The sequence below is a fragment of the Aldersonia sp. NBC_00410 genome (assembly GCF_026342035.1).
Taxonomy (GTDB): domain Bacteria; phylum Actinomycetota; class Actinomycetes; order Mycobacteriales; family Mycobacteriaceae; genus Aldersonia.
Genome location: NZ_JAPENM010000005.1, coordinates 234,401 through 255,757 on the forward strand (window position 1 = coordinate 234,401; position 21,357 = coordinate 255,757).

Annotated in this window: 19 protein-coding genes; 10 read left to right on the forward strand and 9 right to left on the reverse strand. The window is 65.8% G+C overall.

Translation table 11 applies throughout. The annotated features are described in order from the left end of the window. Positions 1–33 precede the first annotated feature (33 nt). From OG921_RS13860 to OG921_RS13880, 5 genes are all read right to left on the reverse strand, one after another. On the reverse strand, positions 34–1,398 hold the full coding sequence (locus OG921_RS13860) for a cytochrome P450 (RefSeq protein ID WP_266113042.1): 1,365 nt from the start codon (positions 1,396–1,398) through the stop codon (positions 34–36). 64 nt (positions 1,399–1,462) lie between these two features. Next, complete coding sequence (locus OG921_RS13865; RefSeq protein WP_266113043.1) at positions 1,463–1,654, reverse strand: ferredoxin; 192 nt, start codon at positions 1,652–1,654, stop codon at positions 1,463–1,465. Positions 1,655–1,694: 40 nt separating this feature from the next. Next, a complete protein-coding gene (locus OG921_RS13870) occupies positions 1,695–2,555 on the reverse strand; it encodes a mycofactocin-coupled SDR family oxidoreductase (protein WP_266113044.1) in 861 nt (286 codons plus the stop codon). A 61-nt stretch (positions 2,556–2,616) separates the two neighbouring features. Then, positions 2,617–3,321 (reverse strand): SDR family NAD(P)-dependent oxidoreductase, encoded by a 705-nt coding sequence (locus OG921_RS13875; protein WP_266113045.1) that lies wholly within the window; start codon positions 3,319–3,321, stop codon positions 2,617–2,619. A 23-nt stretch (positions 3,322–3,344) separates the two neighbouring features. Beyond that, positions 3,345–4,151 (reverse strand): TauD/TfdA family dioxygenase, encoded by an 807-nt coding sequence (locus OG921_RS13880; protein WP_266113046.1) that lies wholly within the window; start codon positions 4,149–4,151, stop codon positions 3,345–3,347. Between the two features lie 219 nt (positions 4,152–4,370). Between OG921_RS13880 and OG921_RS13885 the strand changes: the two genes are divergently transcribed. From OG921_RS13885 to OG921_RS13905, 5 genes are read left to right on the forward strand one after another with little or no spacing between them, the layout of a single operon-like run. Beyond that, complete coding sequence (locus tag OG921_RS13885) at positions 4,371–5,864, forward strand: aldehyde dehydrogenase family protein (RefSeq protein ID WP_266113047.1); 1,494 nt, start codon at positions 4,371–4,373, stop codon at positions 5,862–5,864. Continuing rightward, complete coding sequence (locus OG921_RS13890) at positions 5,861–7,066, forward strand: CaiB/BaiF CoA-transferase family protein (RefSeq protein ID WP_266113048.1); 1,206 nt, start codon at positions 5,861–5,863, stop codon at positions 7,064–7,066. Before OG921_RS13885 ends, OG921_RS13890 begins: the two co-directional genes overlap by 4 nt. A gap of 17 nt (positions 7,067–7,083) precedes the next feature. Further along, entirely contained in the window at positions 7,084–8,289 is a 1,206-nt protein-coding gene (locus tag OG921_RS13895) for a Zn-ribbon domain-containing OB-fold protein (protein ID WP_266113049.1), read from the forward strand. Further along, complete coding sequence (locus tag OG921_RS13900; protein WP_266113050.1) at positions 8,286–9,446, forward strand: beta-ketoacyl synthase N-terminal-like domain-containing protein; 1,161 nt, start codon at positions 8,286–8,288, stop codon at positions 9,444–9,446. The genes OG921_RS13895 and OG921_RS13900 overlap by 4 nt, the downstream gene beginning before the upstream one ends. A gap of 7 nt (positions 9,447–9,453) precedes the next feature. Next, entirely contained in the window at positions 9,454–11,100 is a 1,647-nt protein-coding gene (locus OG921_RS13905; RefSeq protein WP_266113051.1) for an FAD-dependent oxidoreductase, read from the forward strand. 27 nt (positions 11,101–11,127) lie between these two features. Here OG921_RS13905 and OG921_RS13910 read toward each other — a convergent pair whose 3' ends face one another. The 4 genes from OG921_RS13910 to OG921_RS13925 are packed head-to-tail and all read right to left on the reverse strand — an operon-like array spanning position 11,128 to position 15,822. Further along, on the reverse strand, positions 11,128–11,580 hold the full coding sequence (locus OG921_RS13910; protein ID WP_266113052.1) for a MaoC family dehydratase: 453 nt from the start codon (positions 11,578–11,580) through the stop codon (positions 11,128–11,130). 59 nt (positions 11,581–11,639) lie between these two features. Then, positions 11,640–13,067: a FadD3 family acyl-CoA ligase gene (locus OG921_RS13915; protein ID WP_266113053.1), complete on the reverse strand. Its 1,428-nt coding sequence runs from the start codon at positions 13,065–13,067 to the stop codon at positions 11,640–11,642. Further along, positions 13,064–14,245 (reverse strand): amidohydrolase family protein, encoded by a 1,182-nt coding sequence (locus tag OG921_RS13920; protein WP_266113054.1) that lies wholly within the window; start codon positions 14,243–14,245, stop codon positions 13,064–13,066. The genes OG921_RS13915 and OG921_RS13920 overlap by 4 nt, the downstream gene beginning before the upstream one ends. 32 nt (positions 14,246–14,277) lie before the next feature. After that, positions 14,278–15,822, reverse strand: coding sequence for an AMP-binding protein (locus OG921_RS13925; protein WP_266113055.1), 1,545 nt, complete (start codon positions 15,820–15,822; stop codon positions 14,278–14,280). Between the two features lie 151 nt (positions 15,823–15,973). Here OG921_RS13925 and OG921_RS13930 point away from each other — a divergent pair, with 151 nt between their 5' ends. The 5 genes from OG921_RS13930 to OG921_RS13950 all read left to right on the forward strand — a co-directional run bounded on the left by OG921_RS13930 (position 15,974) and on the right by OG921_RS13950 (position 21,286). Further along, entirely contained in the window at positions 15,974–16,693 is a 720-nt protein-coding gene (locus tag OG921_RS13930; protein WP_266113056.1) for an enoyl-CoA hydratase/isomerase family protein, read from the forward strand. 52 nt (positions 16,694–16,745) lie between these two features. Then, positions 16,746–19,139: a xanthine dehydrogenase family protein molybdopterin-binding subunit gene (locus tag OG921_RS13935; RefSeq protein ID WP_266113057.1), complete on the forward strand. Its 2,394-nt coding sequence runs from the start codon at positions 16,746–16,748 to the stop codon at positions 19,137–19,139. Then, complete coding sequence (locus OG921_RS13940) at positions 19,136–20,011, forward strand: xanthine dehydrogenase family protein subunit M (RefSeq protein ID WP_266113058.1); 876 nt, start codon at positions 19,136–19,138, stop codon at positions 20,009–20,011. Before OG921_RS13935 ends, OG921_RS13940 begins: the two co-directional genes overlap by 4 nt. Beyond that, positions 20,004–20,501, forward strand: a complete 498-nt coding sequence (locus tag OG921_RS13945; protein ID WP_266113059.1) for a (2Fe-2S)-binding protein — start codon at positions 20,004–20,006, stop codon at positions 20,499–20,501. The genes OG921_RS13940 and OG921_RS13945 overlap by 8 nt, the downstream gene beginning before the upstream one ends. 83 nt (positions 20,502–20,584) lie before the next feature. Next, a complete protein-coding gene (locus tag OG921_RS13950; RefSeq protein ID WP_266113060.1) occupies positions 20,585–21,286 on the forward strand; it encodes an SRPBCC family protein in 702 nt (233 codons plus the stop codon). Positions 21,287–21,357: the final 71 nt, after the last annotated feature.

Here is a 21,357-nt window from a genome sequence, read left to right on the forward strand (position 1 = left end):
TCGAACCTCGAGGCCTGCTCGCGCAGACCTCGATCAGTCTGGGATGACGGCCGCTGCCTTGTTCTCGGTGATCGGGGCTGCGATGCCCTGCTCGTCGCACACCTTCTGCAGCACTTTCAGCGTCTCGTCGAGACCCTTGCCGAGCCGCGGCCCCGGGGTGAAGGTGGCCGGCAGGTGCCGCATGCCCTGGATGACGCCGATCGAGTCGTAATGCACCGTGCCGGCCGGATCGCATTTGTAGTCCGGCATCCGGTCCAGCACAGCCACGACCATCCGCTTGAAGACCGTGCGCGCGACGTTCGAGCCGATGCAGCGGTGGATGCCGAGTCCGAAGCTGAAGTGCCGATTGCCCTTCCGGTCGAGCTCGACCTCGTTCGGGTTCTCGAACACCTGCGGGTCGCGGTTGGCCATCGCCCACGACAGCCACAGTCGCTCGCCCTCCTTGAACTGCGTGCCGTCGAACTCGCAGTCCGCGGAGAACGTCCGCCCGTCGCCGGGTGCCGGTGTGTAGTAGCGCAGGAACTCCTCGGTGGCCGAGGCGAGCAGCTCATCGCGATTTTCGCTCAATCGCTGACGCTCCGCCGGATTCTCCGAGAGCCATTCCAGTGAATGTGCGGTCAGCGCGGTGGTGGTGTCGAACCCCCCGCCGATGAGCAGCGCGAGGATGCCGAGTCGTTCCATATCGGCGTTCTCACCTTCGATCGGCGCGTGCACGACCGCATTGACAAGGCCCGGGCGCGGGTTCTCCCGGATCTCGATCAGGTTGGTGAGCAGATCGAGGCCCATCGCGCGGTGCAACTCGTTGATCCGCGGGATGTCGGGTGAGTCGTGCGGCGTGTACACCGCGGCGTGCACCGGCTCGTTGTACACCGTCCAGCGCTCGACCGGAATGCCCATCATTGCCAGCGTCAGCACGGCGGGCACGATGTTCGCCAGATCGTCGACGAAATCGATTTTGCCGCTTTCGATCTTCTCGTCGATGCAGGCGCGCACGATCTCGTCGACGAATGGCACCCAGCGATCCACAGCGGCGGGGGAGAGGTAGGGGTTGAGGATCGAGCGGTGCTCGCGGTGCTCGGGTGGGTCCATCTCGAGGATGCCGCCGCGGACGCCCTGGCCGCGCTCGGAGACCGGGATCTGGATGCCTTGGTATCCACGCCGTTTTCCATAGATGTCGTGGTCGTTGGAGACGTCCGCCGATCGCGCGAGCGCGAACACCTCCTCGCTTCCGGCCGCCACCCAATGCCCGCCGTGCGTGTCCGACCAAGCCATCGGGCACTTCGACTGCATTTCCTGGGTTATCGGCACGAAGTTCTCTCGGTACTCCGCGGTGTGCCGGTCGAACTGATAGGTGTTTTTCTTGCGGTTGTCATCTCGCGCGACGTCCTCGACAGTCACGGCGTGTCCTCTCTGGGTATTCGAAGTGGCCGGCGCACACGGCGCCGGCCACGGGGCCTCGCCTTTAGATGATCGAGATCGCCTGTTCCGGGCAGGAATGCGCGGCTTCGCGCACCTTGTCTTCCTGACCGGGGGCTACCTCTTCATTGACCGGCGACGAATGACCGTCGACGTCGTCGAGTTCGAACGACTCCGGCGCGATCATGGCGCACAGGGTATGGCCCTGGCAGCGATCTCCGTCGACCCGAACCTTCATGTTCGTGCTCCCTTTTGCGAGTGAATCTGGTTGTGGCGCTTTAGACGTGGTAGTCGTACCACTTCAGGTAACCGCCGGCGTCGACACGCATCTGCATGCCGGTGACGTAGCGCGATTCCTCGGAGGCGAGGAACAGCACCATGTTGCTGATATCGATCGGCTCGACCCACGGCACTCGCATGGCCTGCTGGACGTAGAAGGCCGGCTCGGCATCGGCGAGGGTCGGCTGCTCGAGGTCCGGGCGGAACGAGCGGTACATCGGCTCGCTCTTCAGCATGTCGGTGTTGCAGTTGGTCGGATGCACGACGTTTGCGCGGATGCCGCGCGGCGCGAGGTGGGTGGCGAGCTCGTGGATGTACTGCGATATCGCCTTCTTGGAGAACATGTACGCGACGCCGCCGAGATCCTTGCCGGGCTGGTCCACCTTGGAGGCGTCCATCAGTGCCGCGGCGGACGCGGTGGCGATGATCGAGGCGCCCTCGCCCAGGTGCGGCAGCGCGGCGTGTACCGCGTTCATGGTGCCGACCAGGTTGGTGTTCACCACATCGGTCCAGGCCTGAGTCTGCGGCTCGCCCTTCATGCCGGCGACACCGGCCTGGGCGACCACGATGTCGAGCTTGCCGAGTTCGCTGATGCCACGCTCGAGCGCGTCGCGCACCTGAGCGAACTCGCGCACGTCGGCCTGTGCCGTCACGACACGACGATCGAGCTTCTCGATCAGCCGCGCAGTCTCGTCGAGATCCTCGCGGGTGGCCATCGGGTAGCCGATGGTGTCGATATTTTCACAGATATCGATCGCGATGATGTCTGCGCCTTCCTCGGCCAGCCGCACCGCGTGGCTCCGACCCTGTCCACGCGCTGCGCCCGTGACGAACGCTACTTTGCCTTCAACCCGTCCCACTTGGATTCCTTTCGTTGCCGCACTCTGGTATTCCGATTCCCCGACGTGAGTTGTTGCCCGACTAGGTGTTTCGACCACCGTTGACGCCGAGGATCTGCCCGGTGATGTAGCCGGCCTCCTCGGAGACCAGGAACGCGCAAGCCGCGGCAATGTCCTCCGGACGGCCGACCCGGCGGACCGGGGTGCGTTCGATGTGGTCCTCGACGGTGCCACCGAGCAGGCCGCGCTCTTCGTTCTTGCGGAGCATCGGAGTATCGATGAAGCCGGGCGGCACGGCGTTGACCGTGATGCCTTCCGGCCCGAGTTCCAGTGCGAGGGACTTGGTAAGCCCGTTCACCGCGGACTTGGCCGCGACATAGGGCGACATGAAGGGCTGGCCCCCATGGGTGCTCGACGAGGAGATGTTCACGATCCGGCCCCAGCCGGCTGCCGACATGTCCGGCAATACCGCCTGCGTGCAGTGGAAGACTCCACTGAGGTTGACGTCGATCACGTGCTGCCAGTCTTCGAACGAGAGGTTGCGGAACCGCTTGTACTTCTCCAGCCCGGCCGCATTGACCAGGATGGTCACCTGGCCGAGTTCCGCGTGGATGGTGGCGAGTGCCTCGTCGACCTGATCGCGGTTCGCGACGTCGGCGCGATAGGCGAACTTCTCGTCCAGTGGGTTGAGATCGAGTGTCGCAACCTGATGACCGTCCGCGCGCAAGCGCTCGGCGATCGCCTTCCCGATTCCCGAACCGCCACCGGTGACGACCGCGTTCCGCACGACTGCACTTCCGTTCGTCATCGTCACGACCAGGCCTCGTCGCCGGCGATGGTGGTGCGGTGCATGGTGCGCTCCGACGACGGGTCGTAGGGCAGTGCGCGATGCAGCATGCCCGTGTTGTCCCAGATCACCACGTCGCCGACCTGCCACTCGTGGGTGTAGGCGAAGCGCTCTTGCGTCGACCAGGCCAGCAACTCGTCGAGCAGTTCGCGGCTTTCGTCGGGTCGCATGCCGACGATGTGGTCCGCGGTGGCACCGATGACCAGCGATTGACGGCCATCCTTACGGGTCCAGACCAGCGAGGACTCGTGGGTGGGCAGCCGGCGCCAGCCCGCGAGCTGCTCGTCGGTCGGATTGGGCTGCACGAGCCGCTGAGCGGCCTCGAAGCTGTGCACCACCCGCAAGCCTTCGTAGCGTTTGCGCTCGGACTCGGACAGGTTCTCCCATGCCGCATACGTGCTGGCGAATTCTGTTCCGCCCCCGACCATTGCGACGTGCCGGGCGGTCAGCATCGTGGCCTTTGCCGGCACATCGTTGGTGGTGTCGTCGATATGCCAGTGGAACGTGCCCTTCAGATACTCGGCAGACCGGCTCTTGGCCGGGTCGAGCGAGACGACGAAGACTTCCTTGCCGGCCGGCGCGAGCACCGGTCCCAGCTTGCGACTGAATCGCACCTGCGCGTCGTCATCGAGGTCGAGCCCGCGGATCAGCAGGACTCCACGCCATTTGAGCGCTTCCAGGCACCTCGCGATGACAGTTTCGTCATCGAGATTGTCGATGCCGGTCACCTGAACACCCAACGACGGACCGAGCGCTGTCGTCTCAATCACAAGAATCTCCCTTCCGGATACGAGAACCGTACTCTCCGCCGCATTTGATTCGCAAGGTTCGGCCATACCCGACGGCGAAGTGCGCATATCGGGCAGTTTGGACCCCCTGCTTGGGCCTTGGGGGTAGGCGCAGGGCGGTGTCATTGCTAATATTCTCTCAGAACGATTGTATTATTCTCAATCACGAGAATCTTATTTCCAACTCAGCGAGGAGTCCGGATGTCAACTCAGGACACGGTGTCGACCGCCGCGACGAACGGGCAGGCGATCGATACCGACAAGCGCCTGCTCATCGACGGGCAGCTGATCGCGACCGGGAAGACCTTCCCGACGATCAATCCGGCGACCGGCGAGGTCATCGGACATGCACCCGACGCGGGCGTTGCCGAGACCGAGGCGGCCATCGCCGCCGCGCGACGCGCGTTCGACACGACGACCTGGGCCACGGACGTGAAGTTCCGCGCGAAGTGCCTCGATCAGTTGCACCGGGCGCTCGAGGAGCGCAAGGAAGAGCTGCGTGAGCTGACCATCGCCGAGGTCGGCGCGACCGTCATGCTGACCCACGGCAACCAGCTGGAAGCCCCGATCGGCATCGTCCGCTACTACGCGGACCTGCTGGACAGCTACGAGTTCACCGAGGAGCTCGGCGAGGTCGAGATTCGCGGCGCGCAGCACCGGCGCTGGGTGGAGAAGGAGGCGGCCGGCGTCGTCTCCGCGATCATCGCCTACAACTACCCGAACCAGCTCGCGCTGGCGAAGCTCGCTCCCGCGCTCGCCGCCGGGTGCACCGTCGTGCTCAAGGGCGCGCCGGACACGCCGCTCATCACCCTGCTGCTCGGGGAGATCATTGCCAACAACACCGATATCCCAGCCGGCGTGGTGAATGTGCTGTCCTCGTCCGAGATCGCCACCGGCGAACTGTTGACCACCCACCCCGAGGTGGACGTCGTGACCTTTACCGGCTCCACCCCGACGGGCAAGAAGATCATGGCCGCGGCAAGCGACTCGCTCAAGCGCGTCTTCCTCGAACTCGGCGGCAAGTCGGCGCAGATCGTTCTCGATGATGCCGATATCCCCCTGTCGGCGATGCTGTCGGCGTTCACCATCTGCTCGCACGCCGGGCAGGGTTGCGCGCTCAATACGCGACTGCTCGTGCCGCGCGACAAGCACGACGAGATCGTTGCGCAGATCGTTGCGACGCTACAGAACATCAAGGTCGGGGACCCGAGTGATCCTTCGACCTACATGGGCCCGCTGATCAACGAGCGCCAGCGCGACAAGGTGGACGGGATCGTGCAGCGCGCCATCGAGGCGGGCGCGACGCTCGCTGCCGGTGGCCAGCGCATCGACCCGGGCTTCTTCTACACCCCGACCGTCGTATCCAACGTCGATCCGGACAGTGAGATCGCGCAGGAGGAGCTCTTCGGCCCCGTTCTCGCCGTCATTCCCTACGACGACGAAGACCATGCCGTGCGCATCGCCAACAACTCCAAGTACGGACTGTCCGGCGGTGTGCTCGGCGACACCGAACGCGCCATCGCGATCGGGCGCCGCATCCGCACCGGAACGTTCAGCATCAACGGCGGCAACTACTTCCATCCCGACGTCCCGTTCGGCGGGTTCAAACAGTCCGGCATCGGGCGCGAGATGGGTGTGGCCGGACTCGAAGAATTCCTCGAGACCAAGACGTTCGCGGCGGTGGTGGGCGCATGAAGCCGCTCGCCGGAATCAAGGTCCTCGAGGTCGCGATGTACGGCTTCGTTCCCTCGGCGGGTGCCGTTCTCGCCGACTGGGGCGCCGACGTCATCAAGGTCGAGCACGCGGTCACCGGTGATCCGCAGCGCGGACTGCGGCGCACCGGGCCGCTGGTGGTCGAGGGTGACCCGAATCCGAACATCGAGCACGCCAACCGCGGCAAGCGCAGCATCGGCATCGACATGTCCAAGCCCGAGGGCCGCGAGATCCTGCTCGAACTCGCCAAGAACGCGGACGTGTTCCTGACCAGCTTCCTGCCGCAGGCCCGGGCCAAGTTCGGCTTCGATGTCGACGATATTCGCGCGATCAACCCGAAGATCATCTACGCGCGCGGCAGCGCACTCGGCCCGCGCGGCATCGAATCCGATAAGGGCGGCTACGACATGACCGCCTTCTGGTGCCGCGCCGGTGTGGCCGCCACGATCACCCCGGAGGGGATGACCGGCATGATCAGCCCGCCGGGCCCCGCCTTCGGTGACACGATTTCGGGCACGAACCTGGCCGGCGGTATCGCCGCGGCGCTGCTGCAGCGCGAGCGGACCGGGGAACCGTCGGTCGTCGACGTCTCGCTGCTCGGCAGCGGCCTGTGGGCGATGGGGCACACCATCGCCCTGTCGGTGCATCTCAACCAGACGATGAAGGCGCCGATGCCGGGCACCCATGGCGCGCCGACCAATCCGCTGACCGGCCTGTACGAAACTTCGGACGGTCGGTATCTGTCGCTGCTGATGATGCAGCCGACCAAGTTCTGGGCGGACGTGTGCCGGCACATCGACCGTCCCGAGCTCGCGGACGATCCGCGGTTCGCCACCGCCGAACTGATCGCCGAAAATACGCCTGCGGCCGTGGAGATTCTGCGCGAGGAGATCGGCAAGCGGACGATCGCGGAATGGACCGAACGTCTGGGCACCCTGTCGGGACCGTGGGCGCCGGTACAGGACGCGCTGCAGGCCGCGGCCGATCCGCAGATCCGCGCGAACGAGTATCTACGCAAAGCGGGTGAGCTGGAGCTGGTGAGCAACCCGGTCCAATTCGACGTCACCGCACCGGATCTCGAACCGGCACCGGAGTTCGCGGCCCAGACCGAGGATATTCTGGTGGAACTGGGGCTGGATTGGGATCGGATCATCGAACTCAAGACGGCCGGCGCGATCACCTAACCAGCAGGAGAACCTCCATGCCATACATCGCTTCGATCGGTACCTACCTGCCGTGCTGGGGCACCCCGCAGCGGCGGGTGGTCGGTGAGGACGAGGACGCCATCACGCTCGCCGTCGAGGCGGGCCGGGCGGCCCTCGGGTCCGGCGCGCCGGTGGAGTATGTGGTACTGGTCAGCCGGGATCTGCCGTTGGTGGAAAGCAGCAACGCGGCAGTCCTGCTGGCCGGCCTCGGGCTCGATCCGGAACTCGAGGTCACGGAGCGATTGGGCGGCGCGCCCGCCACCCTGGACGCGCTCAGCTCCGCCCGCCCGCGGACGCTGATCATCGGGGTCGACATCGAACCGGCCGGGGCGGCGGCGGCACTGACCGCCGATCGTGGATTGCAGGTGCGCACCTCGGCGCGAGTGGCGCGCAGCCTGCCGGTGCGCACCCGCAACGCGACCGGCATCGTGCACGACTACGGTGACCCGCGACTTTTGCGGGAGCGGGGATATCTGGCGTCGCTGGCCGCGGCGTGGGTGGACACCCCGGTCGCGGTCGCCGGCGTCGAACACGGTCTGGCGACCACGTTGGCCGCCGGAGCGTCGGCGCCGTTGCCGACCATGGGTGCGAGTGCGGGCCTGTTCGCCCTGGCGTCGATGGCGGAGTCCGAAACGACGGGCATCCTGGTCGGCGTCGAGCAGGCGAGCCTGTCCGGAATCGCGGTCGCCAACGGACGCACCGAAATTCACCGTCGCGAACCCGCCGCGCAGGTGCTGACCGAGCGCATCTTCGTACCCGGCTCGGATATTCCCATCTCGCTCGCCGCCTACGAGCGCGCCTTCGACGCGAAAGTGCGCTGGGAGGCGGGCAAACACGCAGGCAGCGACGAACTCGACTTTCCGCCCCGGTACCACATCGGTGCGGACGGCGCGCTGAGCACGGACTACGAATTGGTTCCGTTGCCGCGCACCGGCACGGTATATACCGAGGTCACCGTGCACATTCCGGTGCCCGGCCTCAAGACGCCGTACTCGCTGGTGATCGTGGAACTCGACGGAGTCGGCGTGCGTGCTCTGGTCAAGGTGACCGGTGCCGAGCCGGGTGCGGTCGACATCGGGGAACGGGGCAGACTGGTGTTGCGCCGGGTGGCGGTCCGATCGGGCGTGCCGGACTACGGCTACGCCTTCGAACCCGACTCGACCAGCGAATCCGGCGACAAAGCGGACACGGAGGCGGCATGAGACGGGTAGCCATCGTCGGCGCGGGCATGACCCCGTTCGCCGAGCACTTCGCCCTCGGTATCAAGGATCTGTTGCCGATGGCGTACGCCGATTGCGTGGCGAGCGTGGACAAGGGCTTGGACAAGTCCGATCTGCAGGCCGCCTGGTTCGGCTCGATGGGCACGACCGACGGCTTTCCGTCCGGGATCCTCGCCGATTCGCTCGGTCTGTCCGGCATTCCTGTCACGAGGGTGGAGAACTCCTGCGCGACCGGACACGACACCCTGCGCAACGCGCTGTTCGGTATCGCCTCCGGCGCCTGTGACGTCGCGCTCGTGATGGGTGCGGACAAGCTGCGCGAGAGTGCGTCGAAGGACCTGCTCTGGGAGTGGGAGGCCATGGCGCGCGATATGGCCTGGGACTATCCGCTCGGCGTCGTCGCCCCCGCCGGCTTCGCGCTGCACGTGCGCCGGTATCTGCACGAGTCGCCGGCCACACGCGAGCACCTGGCCATGGTCGCGGTGAAGAATCACCGGCACGGGTTGCACAATCCGAAGGCCCGGTTGCGCTTCGAGATCACGCTGGAGCAGGCACTCGAGGCGCCAATGGTGGTGTCGCCATTCGGTGTTTACGACTGTGCGCCGCAGAGCGACGGCGCGGCCGCGCTCGTGCTGGTCGCCGAGGATGTGGTCGACCGGTACACCGACCGCCCGGTGTGGGTGCGTGGCGTCGGGCTCGGGCTCGACGCGGTGATGCACCAGCACAAGGGCGACATGACCTCGTTCCCGGCGAGTGTGCGTGCCGCGAAGCAGGCATTCGGCATGGCCGGTCTCACGCCGTCCGACGTCGACGTCGCCGAGGTGCACGACTTCTTCACCGGAATCGAGTTGATGAGCTACGAGGATCTCGGCTTCGCCGAACGGTTCGAGGCGTTCAAGCTCATCGAGGCCGGGGCGACGAATGTCGGTGGGGTTTTGCCGGTGAACCCGAGTGGTGGTCTGAACACCAGGGGACACCCGCCGGGCGCGACGGGCGTGGCCCAGTGTGTCGAACTGTTCGATCAGCTGCGCGGAAACGCCGCGAACCAGGTTGACGGTGCGCGAATCGGATTGGGCCACAATCTTGGCGGGCCGACCGCGGTAGCCGCAGTGACGATTCTCGAAGGTCCAGGGAAGTGATCGGTTCATGACATTTGTCATCACCCAACGGTGCTGCAGCGACACGAGTTGTATCTCCGAGTGCCCGGTGGACTGCATCCGGCCGCGACCGGAGGATCCGGAATTCCAGACCGCAGAGATGCTGTTTATCGACCCGGACACCTGCATCGACTGCGGCGCATGCGCCGACGCCTGCCCGGTGGACGCGATCTACTCCGAGTTCGACGTGCCCGAGGAGATGGGCCGCTACGTCGGCCTCAACGCCGCGTACTTCGAGCGCCATCCGCTCGACTCCAGCATGGACGGAATGGCTTTGGGCCGACGGCGGCTGCCCGAATCGCTCGGCACCCTGCGGGTGGCGATCGTCGGCGCCGGTCCGGCGGCCTGCTACGCCGCGGAGGAGCTGCTCTCCCTCGGCAAGGTCGAGGTCGAGATCTTCGACAAGGTATCCGCGCCGTGGGGTTTGGTGCGGACCGGCGTGGCACCGGACCATCAGGAGACGAAGGGCGTGGCGAACATGTTCGCCACCGCGTTCCGCTCCGAAGCGGTGAACTTCCACCTCAATGTCGAGGTGGGCAAGCATGTTTCGCTTGCCGAGCTGCTAGAGCACCATCACGCGGTGATCTACGCGGTCGGCGCCGCGAGCGACCGGCGGCTCGGCATTCCGGGGGAGGAGCTCCCTGGCAGTCATTCGGCTACCGAGTTCGTCGCCTGGTACAACGGGCATCCCGACCATGCCGCCGGCGAGTTCGACCTGTCCGGCGAGCGGGCGGTGATCGTCGGTAACGGCAACGTCGCACTCGACGTCGCCCGCATCCTGACCGTCGATCCGGACCAGCTCGCCCGCACCGATATCGCCGACCATGCCCTTACGGCATTGCGGGAGAGCAACATTCGCGAGGTTGTCGTACTCGGCCGGCGTGGCCCGGTGCAGGCGGCCTACTCGACCTCGGAGTTCCTCGCACTCGGCTATCTCGATGGGGTCGATGTGGTCATCGACGAGTCGGAAATGGTCCTCGACGAGACGAGCCAGGCGGTCCTCGACGACCCGGAGGTCGAGCCTTCGCTCACGTTGAAGATGGAGATCGCCCGTGAGTACGCGGACCGCCCGGTGACGGATGGCAACCGCCGCATCGTGTTCCGGTACCTGGTCGCGCCGACCGAACTACACGGCACCGACCGGGTGTCCTCGCTCGAATACGTGCGCAACACCATCGACGAGAACCTCAACGCCGTAGCCACCGACGAGACCGGAAGCATCGAAACCTCGCTGGTGCTGCGGTCGGTCGGCTACCGCGGCGCCCCGGTGGCCGATGTGCCGTTCGATGAGGCCCGCGCGGTGATCCGCAACGATCGCGGTCGTGTCGAGGGTCTATCCGGGGTGTACACCACCGGCTGGATCAAGCGCGGACCCCGCGGCGTGATCGGCACCAACCGGGCCGATTCGGCGGAGACGATCGCCATGCTGATCGAGGACTTCGAGGCCGGGCAACTCACCGCGCCGGCCGGCAGCCGATCCGAATTGAGCGCGCTGATCGCCGAGCGCCAGCCCGAACTCGTCGACAAGACCCGCTGGGGCGTGATCGATGCCGCGGAGAAGGCCGCCGGGACGCCACTGGGCAGGCCGCGAGTGAAGTTCCTCAGCATCGAAGAGTTGCGCGCAACGGTGAAGTGAATCGCTCAGTGCGCTACCCGGGCCACGTCAGTCCAGGTAGCGCACCAGGCTGACCGCGACGCAGGCCGGTTTGTCGGCCCCCTCCGCGGTGATGGTGACCGTCCGCTCGGCCTGCACCCCGCCCGACACGTCGGTGACGGTGTCCAGGGTGACGGTGCCGCGCACCCGGCTGCCCACGGTGACCGGCGAGATGAAGCGAACCTTGCCCAGGCCGTAGTTGATCGCCATCCGCGCGTTGGGCACCGACATCACCTCTTGGGTGATGGAGGCGAGCAACGACAGGGTCAGGAAGCCGTGGGCGATCGTTTTGCCGTATGGACCTTCCGCCGCGCGCTCGGCATCGACGTGGATCCATTGATGGTCTCCGGTGGCATCGGCGAATCGGTCGATGCGCTCCTGGTCGATGGTGATCCAGTCGCTCGTGCCCAGCTCGGTGCCAACGGCTGCCCGTAGCGCGTCGAAGTCGGTGAAGTCGGTCATCGGTCCTCCTGTACACACGCGATAGCCGGGTGCCGTTCGGCACCCGGCTATCGGTGACGTTATCGCAGTTGGTCTTTCACGACCTTGCCGGTCGCATTGAGCGGCAGCGCGTCGAGGAAGGCCACCGAGCGCGGTACCTTGAAGCCGGCCATGCGGTTTCGGGCCCACGCGATGAGCTCGTCTTCGACGACCGGTTCGCGCGCCACGACGAACGCCTTACCCACCTGGCCGAGTCGTTCGTCGGGTACACCGATCACGGCGACCTGCGCGACCGCGGGGTGTTCGAGCAGGAATCCCTCGATCTCGGCGGGGTAGGCATTGAATCCGCCGACGATGAACATGTCCTTCTTGCGTCCGATGATCTTCAGGCGGCCCTCATCGTCGAGCGAGCCGAGGTCCCCGGTGTGCAGCCAGCCATCGGGATCGATCGCCTCGGCGGTGGCCGCCGGGTCGTCGAAATAGCCCTGCATGACGTTGTAACCCCGGATCAGCACCTCGGCGTCCTCGGCGATCCGCACTTCGATTCCATCGCACGGCTTTCCGACTGTCGTCGCGATCTGTTCGAACGTGTCGCCGCGCCGTGATGCGGTCGCGGTGCCGCCCTCGCTCAAGCCGTAGCCGGTCATGATCGTCTCGAACGGCAGTTCTTCCTTGATTCGGCGGATGAGCTCGACCGGGATGTCCGCAGACCCGGTCACCGCGGCGCGAAGCGAGGACAGGTCCCTCGTGCCCGGCACGGATAACAGCGTCTGGTACAGCGTGGGCGGACCGGGCAGCATGGTGATCTTTTCGCGCTCAACGAGTTCGAGCACCTTGTCCACGTCGAGCACCGGCACGGGGAGCACCGTGGCGCCGCGGATCATCGACGCGATCAGGCCTGCCTTGTACCCGAACATGTGAAAGAAGGGATTGACCGCCAAATATCTGTCGCCCTCGCGCAGATCCGCGAGATCGCACCATTCGGCGAACATCCGCAGTGTTTGCCGATGGTTCATCATGACGCCCTTGGGACGTCCCGTGGTGCCGGAGGTGTACATGATGTCGGCGATGTCGTCGCCATCGACCTTGCGCTCGAACGGTTCTCCGCTGGACAGGAAGTCGGACTTCAGGTCGATGACGGGCACGCCGGCGGGCGCGGTGTAGTCCACGCCGAGGAAGCCCTTCTCGATCAGCACCGCTTTGGCGCCGCTGCGGTCGATGATGTCGGCGGCCTCGTCGGTCTTGTAGCGGGTGTTGACCGGAACCATGATCCCGCCCGCCGTGAGCAGTCCGAATGCAGCGATGATCCACTCGGCGGAATTGGGCGCCCAAATCGCGACGCGATCGCCTTTTTCGATCCCGGCCTGGGCGTAAGCCCCGGCGGCACAACGAATCCGCTGGGCAAGTTGGGTGAACGTCAGCCGGAGAGAACCGTCGACGACCGCTTCGGCAGCACCGAAGCGGTCGTCGACGGATAGGACCATCTCCGGGATGGTCTGCCAGGTCATACCTTGAGCAGCCTCGCGAGGTTACCGCCCATGACGAGCTTCTGGTCCTCGAGGGGCAGGTGCTCGACGTGCTTGATGTAGGTGGTGGGCTCGGCGAGACCCTCCGGATGCGGATAGTCGGACCCGAACAGCACGCGCTCCGCGCCGATCAGCGCGGTCAGCTTGCTGAAGTCCTCTTCCCAGAACGGGCTGACGTGGATGCTCTTCTTGATGGCGGCAACCGGATCTTGCATGCCAAATCCCTCGGGCGCCTTCTTGTACACGTCCTCGAGGGTTTGCAGCACGTGCGGGAGCCAGCTGGCACCGTTCTCGATGACCGCGATGCGCAGTTCGGGGAAGCGGAACAGTGCACCGTGGCACACCCACGACACGACCGCATCCTGAATCGGACGCCATTCGCTCACCATCCGGAACGCGTTGGTGACGAACGGGAGCATCTCGTCGGAGCTGCCTTCCCAGTCCTGGTTGTACCGCGCATAGCCGCTGTCCGATGAGTGCTGGGTGACCAGCACGTCGAGCTCGACGACACGCTTCCAGAACGGATCGAACTCCGGCAGGGCGAAGGACCGCGGGCCCTTGAAACCCGGGACCGGCGCCGGCCGGACCAGGATCGCCTTGGCGCCGCGCTCGACGCACCATTCGAGTTCTTCGATCGCCTTGTCCACGATGGGCAGGCTGATGACCGGAACGGTGAAGATCCGCTCCTTGTAGTTGAACGACCAAGTCTCGTACAGCCACTGGTTGAGCGAGTGAACGACCGCGTGGATCATCTCCGGGTTGTCGCGCATGCGCTCTTCGATGAGGCTCGCGAGAGTCGGGAACATCAGCGTGCGGTCGATCTTGAGCTCGTCCATGAGCTCGAGCCGCGGACCGGGCTCACGGAAGGCCGGGATCGACTTCATCGGCTTGCCGAAGATCTCCCGCTTGCTCTTGCCCTCGGGGTTGCCGTTCTTGAAGTAGTCCTCCATCGCGCCGGGACGGGCGACGACCTCGAAGGTCGGGTTGGGGATGTAGTCGCTGATCTGGTTGCGGATCGCGATCTTGGTACGGCCGTCGACCTGGACGTATTTGATCGCGCCCTTGTACTTGTCCGGGAGGAACTTGGTGAGGGCCTCCTCGGTCTCGTACAGATGATTGTCCGCATCGAAGAGCGGGTAGGGCAACTCACTGGGTGACATCTGGCGAACCTCCTTATCGGTTTACGAGAATACTATTCTCTCAACTGCAGACTGGCAATGTCCTTCCGCAGGACGTACTTCTGCACCTTGCCGCTCGGCGTGCGTGGGAAGTCGGCGACTTCACGCAACTCCTCGGGCCACTTCTGACGCGCGATACCCGCCTCCCGAAAATGCGCACGCACCTCGTCGAGGGTCGGCATGGCATGTCCCTGCCGCAGGCGTAGGACAGCGGCCGCCCGCTCGCCGAGGCGCGGGTCCGGTGTCGACACCACGGCGGCCTCGGCAACGGCCGGCATGGTGAGCAGCACCTCCTCGACCTCGAGCGCGCTGATGTTCTCGCCGCCGCGAATGATGACGTCGGATTTCCGGTCGGTGATGGTGAGGTAGCCGTCGTCGTCGAGGACGCCGATGTCGCCGGTGTGGTACCAGCCCTCGTCGTCGAATGCCGCTGCGGTCAACGCCTCATCGGTGTAGCCGATGCACAGATCCGGTCCGCGACTGAGAATCTCGCCGTCCTCCGCGAGGCGAATCTCCACGCCCGGCAGGACGTTGCCGTCGGTGAACAGCCGCTTGTCCTCGGGTGCGGTGTGGTGCGACCCGGTGATCGACGGATGTTCGGTGCTGCCGTAGGAGCGGAACACGATGATGCCCAAGCCGGCGAGTCGGGTGGTGACGGCGACGGGCACCGAGGAACCGCCGAGTCCGGCATAGCGCATGAAGGGCACGTGTTCAGGCGTGAAATTCGGGTGGTCGAGCAGGCTGGTCATGAAATAGGTGGCGCCGCCGCCGACGGTTATTCCGTCACTGAGCATCAGCTCGAGCGCCTTGCCCGGATCCCACACGTCGGCGAGGTGAATCGGCTTGCCGTCGAGAACCGGGATGAGGAACGCGTTGATCATGCCGATGAAATGCCCGACCGGGGCTGCGGTCAGCTGCTTCTGACGGTCGGCGGGATAGAGACCGGCGAGCTGATGTGTTTCGTGGCCGAGTGTCTGATGGCTGTGGATGACGCCCTTCGGATTGCTCGTTGTGCCGGAGGTGAAGGCGATAAGCGCAGGTCCGGTCGGGTCGGCAGCGATCAGACCGGCCATCGGTTCGTCGGCGAGTAGATCGTCGAAGTCCCGCCCGACCACGCCGACGATCGGAACGTTGGCGCTCAGTTCTGGCTGGTACTCGAGGTTGCCGAACTTCTCCGCGGTGATGAACACTCGGGGGGACACTGTGTCGAGGATGTAGCCGACTTCCTTGCGGCCGTAGAAATGCACGATCGGCATCACCGCCGCGCCGAGCATCGCGGATGCCCAGAAGGTCGCCGCCGCTTCCATCCAGTTCGGCAGCTGAAAGGCCACGACGTCACCGGGCTGCACGCCGCGCTCGCGCAGGCCCGCTGCCAGCCGGCGCGCGACGAGTTCGACGTCGGCAAAAGTGCCGCGCCACGGCCGCACCGCGGAATGGACCACGAACTCCGCATCCGGTGCTGCCGCGAGCCCGCCCGCCAGGATCGTGCCCATCGTGTCCGAGGTCCACCAGCCCTCGTCCTCGTAGCGTTTGACCAGTTCGACGGGGATTCTTCGCATGCTGCAACTCCAGGAAAGGGGGCTGGACTCGGGCGGGGCGAGCCGATTTCGAGCGTGTCCCGGCAGGGCTCGCCGAGCCGGGTGGCCGGGTTGTTGAACATGTTATTCTCGTCACCGGAGAATGCCAATATCGAAGCGGAGAACACAACGTATGGCCGATGTCGATCTGGAAACGCACGACGGCCTGGCCGTCATCACCATCGATCGCCCACACGCTCGCAACGCCATCGCGCCAACGACGATGGACCAGCTCGAGAAGGCGCTCGAGGCAGCCGTCGGGGCGCGTGCACTGGTGATCACGGGCGCAGGGGACAAGGCGTTCGTCTCGGGCGGCGATCTCAAGGAACTCAGCGCCTTGCGCACCGAGGACGAAGCCGCCGCGATGGCGCGCCGGATGCGCGGTGTCTGCGACCAGATCGCGAACTTTCCTGCCCCGGTCATAGCTGCGCTCAATGGGCACGCACTCGGTGGCGGCGCGGAGGTTGCTGTGGCCGCCGACATCCGAATTGCCGCCGATGACATCAAGATCGGCTTCAACCAGGTGTCGCTCGCGATCATGCCCGCGTGGGGTGGTGCGGAGCGGTTGGCGGAACTTGTCGGCCGAGGCCGGGCGCTCATGTTGGCAGGCGCAGGAACGGTGTTGCGCGCCGCCGAGGCGGAGCAACTCGGACTGGTCGACCGGGTCCTTCCGCGCGCGGACTTCGACGAAGGCTGGCGGGCGCTGGGTGCGTCGCTGGCCAATGTGGCCGCCGCCGATATCAAGCGTGTGGTCGGCGGGGTGCCCACCGAGGAGGCTGTTGCGGCATTCGCCCGGCTGTGGGTGGCCGATGAGCATTGGGCCGCGGCGGACCGCGTACTGAAGCGGAAGTAGGCGTTCGCGTGTCACACCGTGATGGCGTATCCGCTCCGAGAGAGGCGTGTCAATGACGAGCACGACGACGAACACATCGGCAACAACGACGACGGATACCGCCCCCGCCACGACGAAACCGGCGGCAGCCGGGTACGTGGGGACGCGGGTACCCCGCGTGGAGGACCTTCGACTGCTCACCGGGGCAGGACAATTCGTCGATGACGTGACCAGGTCCGGCATGCTGCACGCCCATTTCGTGCGCAGTCCCATCCCGCGTGGGCGGATCGTCGGCATCGACGTCTCCGAGGCGGTCGAGCTGGCCGGTGTGCACGCCGTCTATGTCGCCGCGGACCTGAACCCCGGGGTGCACGCGCTGCGGTACGCGATGGACGGCCCCGACGCGCCGGACACGCCGTGGCCTCCACTCGCCGACGACGAAGTGCGTTACGTCGGCGATCCGGTGGCATTGGTCGTCGCCTACGACCGCTATATCGCCGAGGACGCCGCAGAACTGGTCTTCGTCGACTACGAGGAACTCACCCCGGTCATCAACTACGAGACGGCCGAGGAGGCGGGCGAGCTCGTCCACTCGGGCAGCCCGGGCAATCTGGCCGGTGTCCTGGCGTTTCCGGCCGAGCATCTGGCGCCGATTTTCGAGGGCGCCGCGCACGTCGTCGAACAGACCGTCCATCAGCAGGCCTACAGCGCGGTGCCGATGGAGACCAGGGGCATTGTCGCCGAATGGTCGGCACCGACCGGCGAGATGATGATCTGGGCATCGACCCAGGCGCCGCACGAGGTTCGGGGGGTCTGTGCGCGGTTGCTCGGCATCGACGAGCACCGAGTCCGTGTGGTGATGCGCGACACCGGCGGCGGGTTCGGGCAGAAGGTCGTTCCGCTGCGCGAGGAAATCTGCATCATGCTCGCGGCGCGAAAACTTCCGGCGGCGCTGAAATGGATCGAAGATCGCCAGGAAAACCTGATGGCTTCGGGGATGGCGCGCCAGGACCACGGCTTGGCGCGGATGGCCTTCGACGCCGACGGCACGATCCTCGCGGCCTCGATCGATCACTTCCAGAATGTCGGCGCGTACCCGATCCCGGCACCTCTGACCGGAGCGATCGCCGTCGGAATGTTGTTCCCCGGGCCGTATCGCGTTCCGGCCGCAGGACTTTCGCTCAAGATGCTGTACTCCAACACGATCGGTCGCGTCGCCTACCGCGGACCGTGGCAGTTCGAATCGATGGCACGTGAGGTATTGCTCGACAAAGCCGCCCGGCAGATGGGCATCGATCCGGTCGAGCTGCGCCGCCGGAACATGCTGAGCCAGGCCGAGTTGCCGGCTGCCAACCCGAACGGTATGCCCTACAGCGATATGACGCCGCTCGAGACCTTCGAGCTGGCGCTCCAGACGCTCGACTACGACGCATTCCGCGCCGAACAAGAACAGGCTCGCGCCAATGGTCGCTATATCGGTGTGGGCACCTGCAGCTATGTCGAGCCGACGGCCGGTGCGGTTCCCTCTCTCGCCACCGAGGGTGCGACGATCCGGATCGAGCCGTCGGGCAAGGTCAACGTCTATGTCTCTGGCGGCTCGTCCGGCAACAGCATCGAGACGACCGTCGTGCAGTTGACCGCAGACGCGCTCGGCGTCGACATCGCGGATGTCAACACGATTCAGGGTGACACCGCGATCACACCGTACGGCGGCGGCACCCAGGGCAGTCGCTCCGGTTCGATGACGGCAGGTGCCGTGGCCGAGACCGCGGTGGGGCTGCGGGAGCGGATCCTCGCCATCGCCGCACACAAGCTGAACGCCGATGTCTCCGACATCGAATTCGTCCGCAGCCGCGCGACGGTGCGTGGTGTGCCCGATGTCGAATTGACCCTGGCCGAGATCGCGAACATCGCCTACTTCCAGGCGACCGATATGCCGCCGGGTGTGCCGACCGGACTGGAGGCCAGCGGCCGATACACCGCGCAGGTTCCGATGGTGTGGGCGAACGCGACGCATGTGTGTACGTGTGAAGTGGATATCGTGACGGGTGAAGTGAAGTTTCTCCGCTATATCGTCGGCGAGGATGTGGGGCCGATGATCAATCCGAATGTGGTCGAAGGCCAGATCCGGGGCGGCACCGTGCAGGGGATCGGCGGTGCCCTGTACGAGCACCTCGCCTACGACGAGAGTGGCAATCCGGTCGCCACGACGTTCATGGACTACCTCATGCCGACGGCAACGGAGGCGCCGGTCATCGAGATCGCCCACCTCCATACACCGAGCGCCGGTCCCGGTGGTCACAAGGGCGTGGGCGAAGGAGGCGCGATCGGTTCGGCGCCGGCGGTGGTCAACGCGGTCGCGGATGCGCTCGCGCCGTTCGGAGTCGAGGTCGGGCGGTTGCCGCTGAGTCCGGCGGCCATCATCGACATGGTGGAGAACGCCAAGGTTGGGACGGTGACGGCATGAAGCCTTCGGCATTCGAATACCACGCACCGGAGACGGCGGAAGAAGCTGTCGCGCTGCTTGCCGAACTCGGTGACGAGGCCAAGTTCATCGCCGGCGGCCAGAGCCTGATGCCGATGCTCAACCTGCGCCTCGCGGTTTTCGAGCACCTCATCGACCTGCGCCGGCTCGACGAACTGCGCGGCATCGAGTTGCGCGGGGATTCGGTCTGGATCGGCGCGGGCACCACGCATGCCGCCGTCGGTCGATCCGAGACCGTCCGCAGGCACGCTCCGCTGTTGGCTCGGGCGACACCGCTCATCGGCCACTTCCAGATCCGCAACCGCGGAACCATCGGCGGCGCCATCGCCCATGCCGATGCGGCAGCCGAATATCCCGCGGTGGCGTTGACTCTCGACGCCGAGCTCGAGGCACTCTCGCCACGCGGGAGGCGCACCATCCCCGCGGCAGAATTCTTCACCGGGATGTGGAGCACCGCGCTCGACGAGGATGAGCTGTTGACGAGCATCTCGGTACCGGTGTGCCAGGGCCGGTGTGGGTATGCGATCGAGGAATTCGCGCGTCGTAGTGGTGATTTCGCGATGGCCGGCGCGACGGTCGCGGTTCGCCTCGACGCCGATTCGAAGGTCGACCGGGCACGTATCGCCCTGTTCGGGCTCGGGCCTTCGCCGGTGCGCGCGACGGAGACCGAAACCGACTTGGTCGGCCGAAGCGCCGACGAAATCGCGGCCGAGGAGGTGGGTGGCTCGGCGCTTTCGACGCTGGAATCGATCCCCTCCGATATCCACGGGTCCGCGGAGTACCGCAGGCGCGTTGGCGCGGCGATGGTCGCACGCGCCTGGCAGCGCGCCGTACAGGAGGCAAGCAATGACTGACGTCGCAATCGAGGTAAGTGTCAACGGACTTCGGCGTCGGGTTACCGTCGCGCCGAGGCTGACGTTGGCCGACTTCCTCCGAGTCAACCTGGGGCTCACCGGAACTCATCTGGGCTGTGAGCACGGCGTCTGCGGCGCGTGTACGGTGCTGCTCGACGGTGAGGCCGTTCGGGCGTGCTTGGTATTCGCCGTACAGGCCGACGGCGCCGAGGTGACCACGGTCGAGGGAATCGCGTCGAGCGAAGGCGAACTCTCCGCGGTGCAGTCGGCGCTACGCGAGCACCATGGCCTGCAGTGCGGCTTCTGCACCCCCGGATTCGTCGTCTCCGCGACCGCGTTCCTGCGCGACAACCCGAAGCCGAGCGATGACGAGATTCGCGAGGCGATCTCGGGAAACCTGTGCCGCTGCACGGGTTATCAAGGCATTGTCGATGCGATTCGCTCGGCAGCGGATTCCGGGGCCGAGCGCGAGAACCACATCGAGGCATAGCTCGAGGTCCCGGCACATCAAGGCGCATGGCGGCACGTCGGTCGCCGATCGACGCACGACGACACCGACCCGAAGGATTGCACATGAAAATCGAGAACGCCTTCAGCATTCCGGTTCCGGCCGAGGATGCCTGGCGTGTGCTGCTCGATCTCGAACGGATTGCCCCCTGCGTGCCCGGAGCAACGATCACCTCCAGGGACGGCGACGACTTCCACGGCAAGATGAAGGTCAAGCTCGGCCCGGTCGGGCTGAACTACGGCGGCATCATCAAGATCAAGTCGAAGGACGAGGAAGCGAAGGTCGCCGTGCTCGAAGGCGGCGGGCGCGAGGCCAGGGGCAATGGCACGGCCAAGGCGTTGATGACCTTCCGGCTGGTCGAGTCCGGTGACAGCACAGAGGTTTTCGTCGACACCGACCTAGATATCACCGGTAAGCCGGCCCAGTTCGGGCGCGGCGCGCTCACCGAGGTTGCCGGGACGATCATCGGACAGTTCGCCACCAACCTCGCCGCGGAACTCAGCGCTTCCGTCGACGCCGGTGCGCCCGCCGCCGGCGGTGCCGCGCAACCAGAAACGAAGGGCGATGAATCCAACGGTGCCGCCGCGTCCAACGGCGCATCCCCGAAGTCCGATCCCGCACCGTTCAAGGCCGCGGCGCCGATCGACATTCTCGAGGCAGCCGGCGTTGGCGGCCTGAAGAAGGCTGCACCACCAGTCGTCGTCCTGCTAATCGTGGCTGTCCTGCTGCTGGTGTGGCGCAACCGCGCTCAGCAATCCGGTCGGTGAAATTCGGGTTCAACACCGGCGAACTTCGCCAAGACGACGCGTGCAGTCATTACCTCGACCGTGTCTGGGAG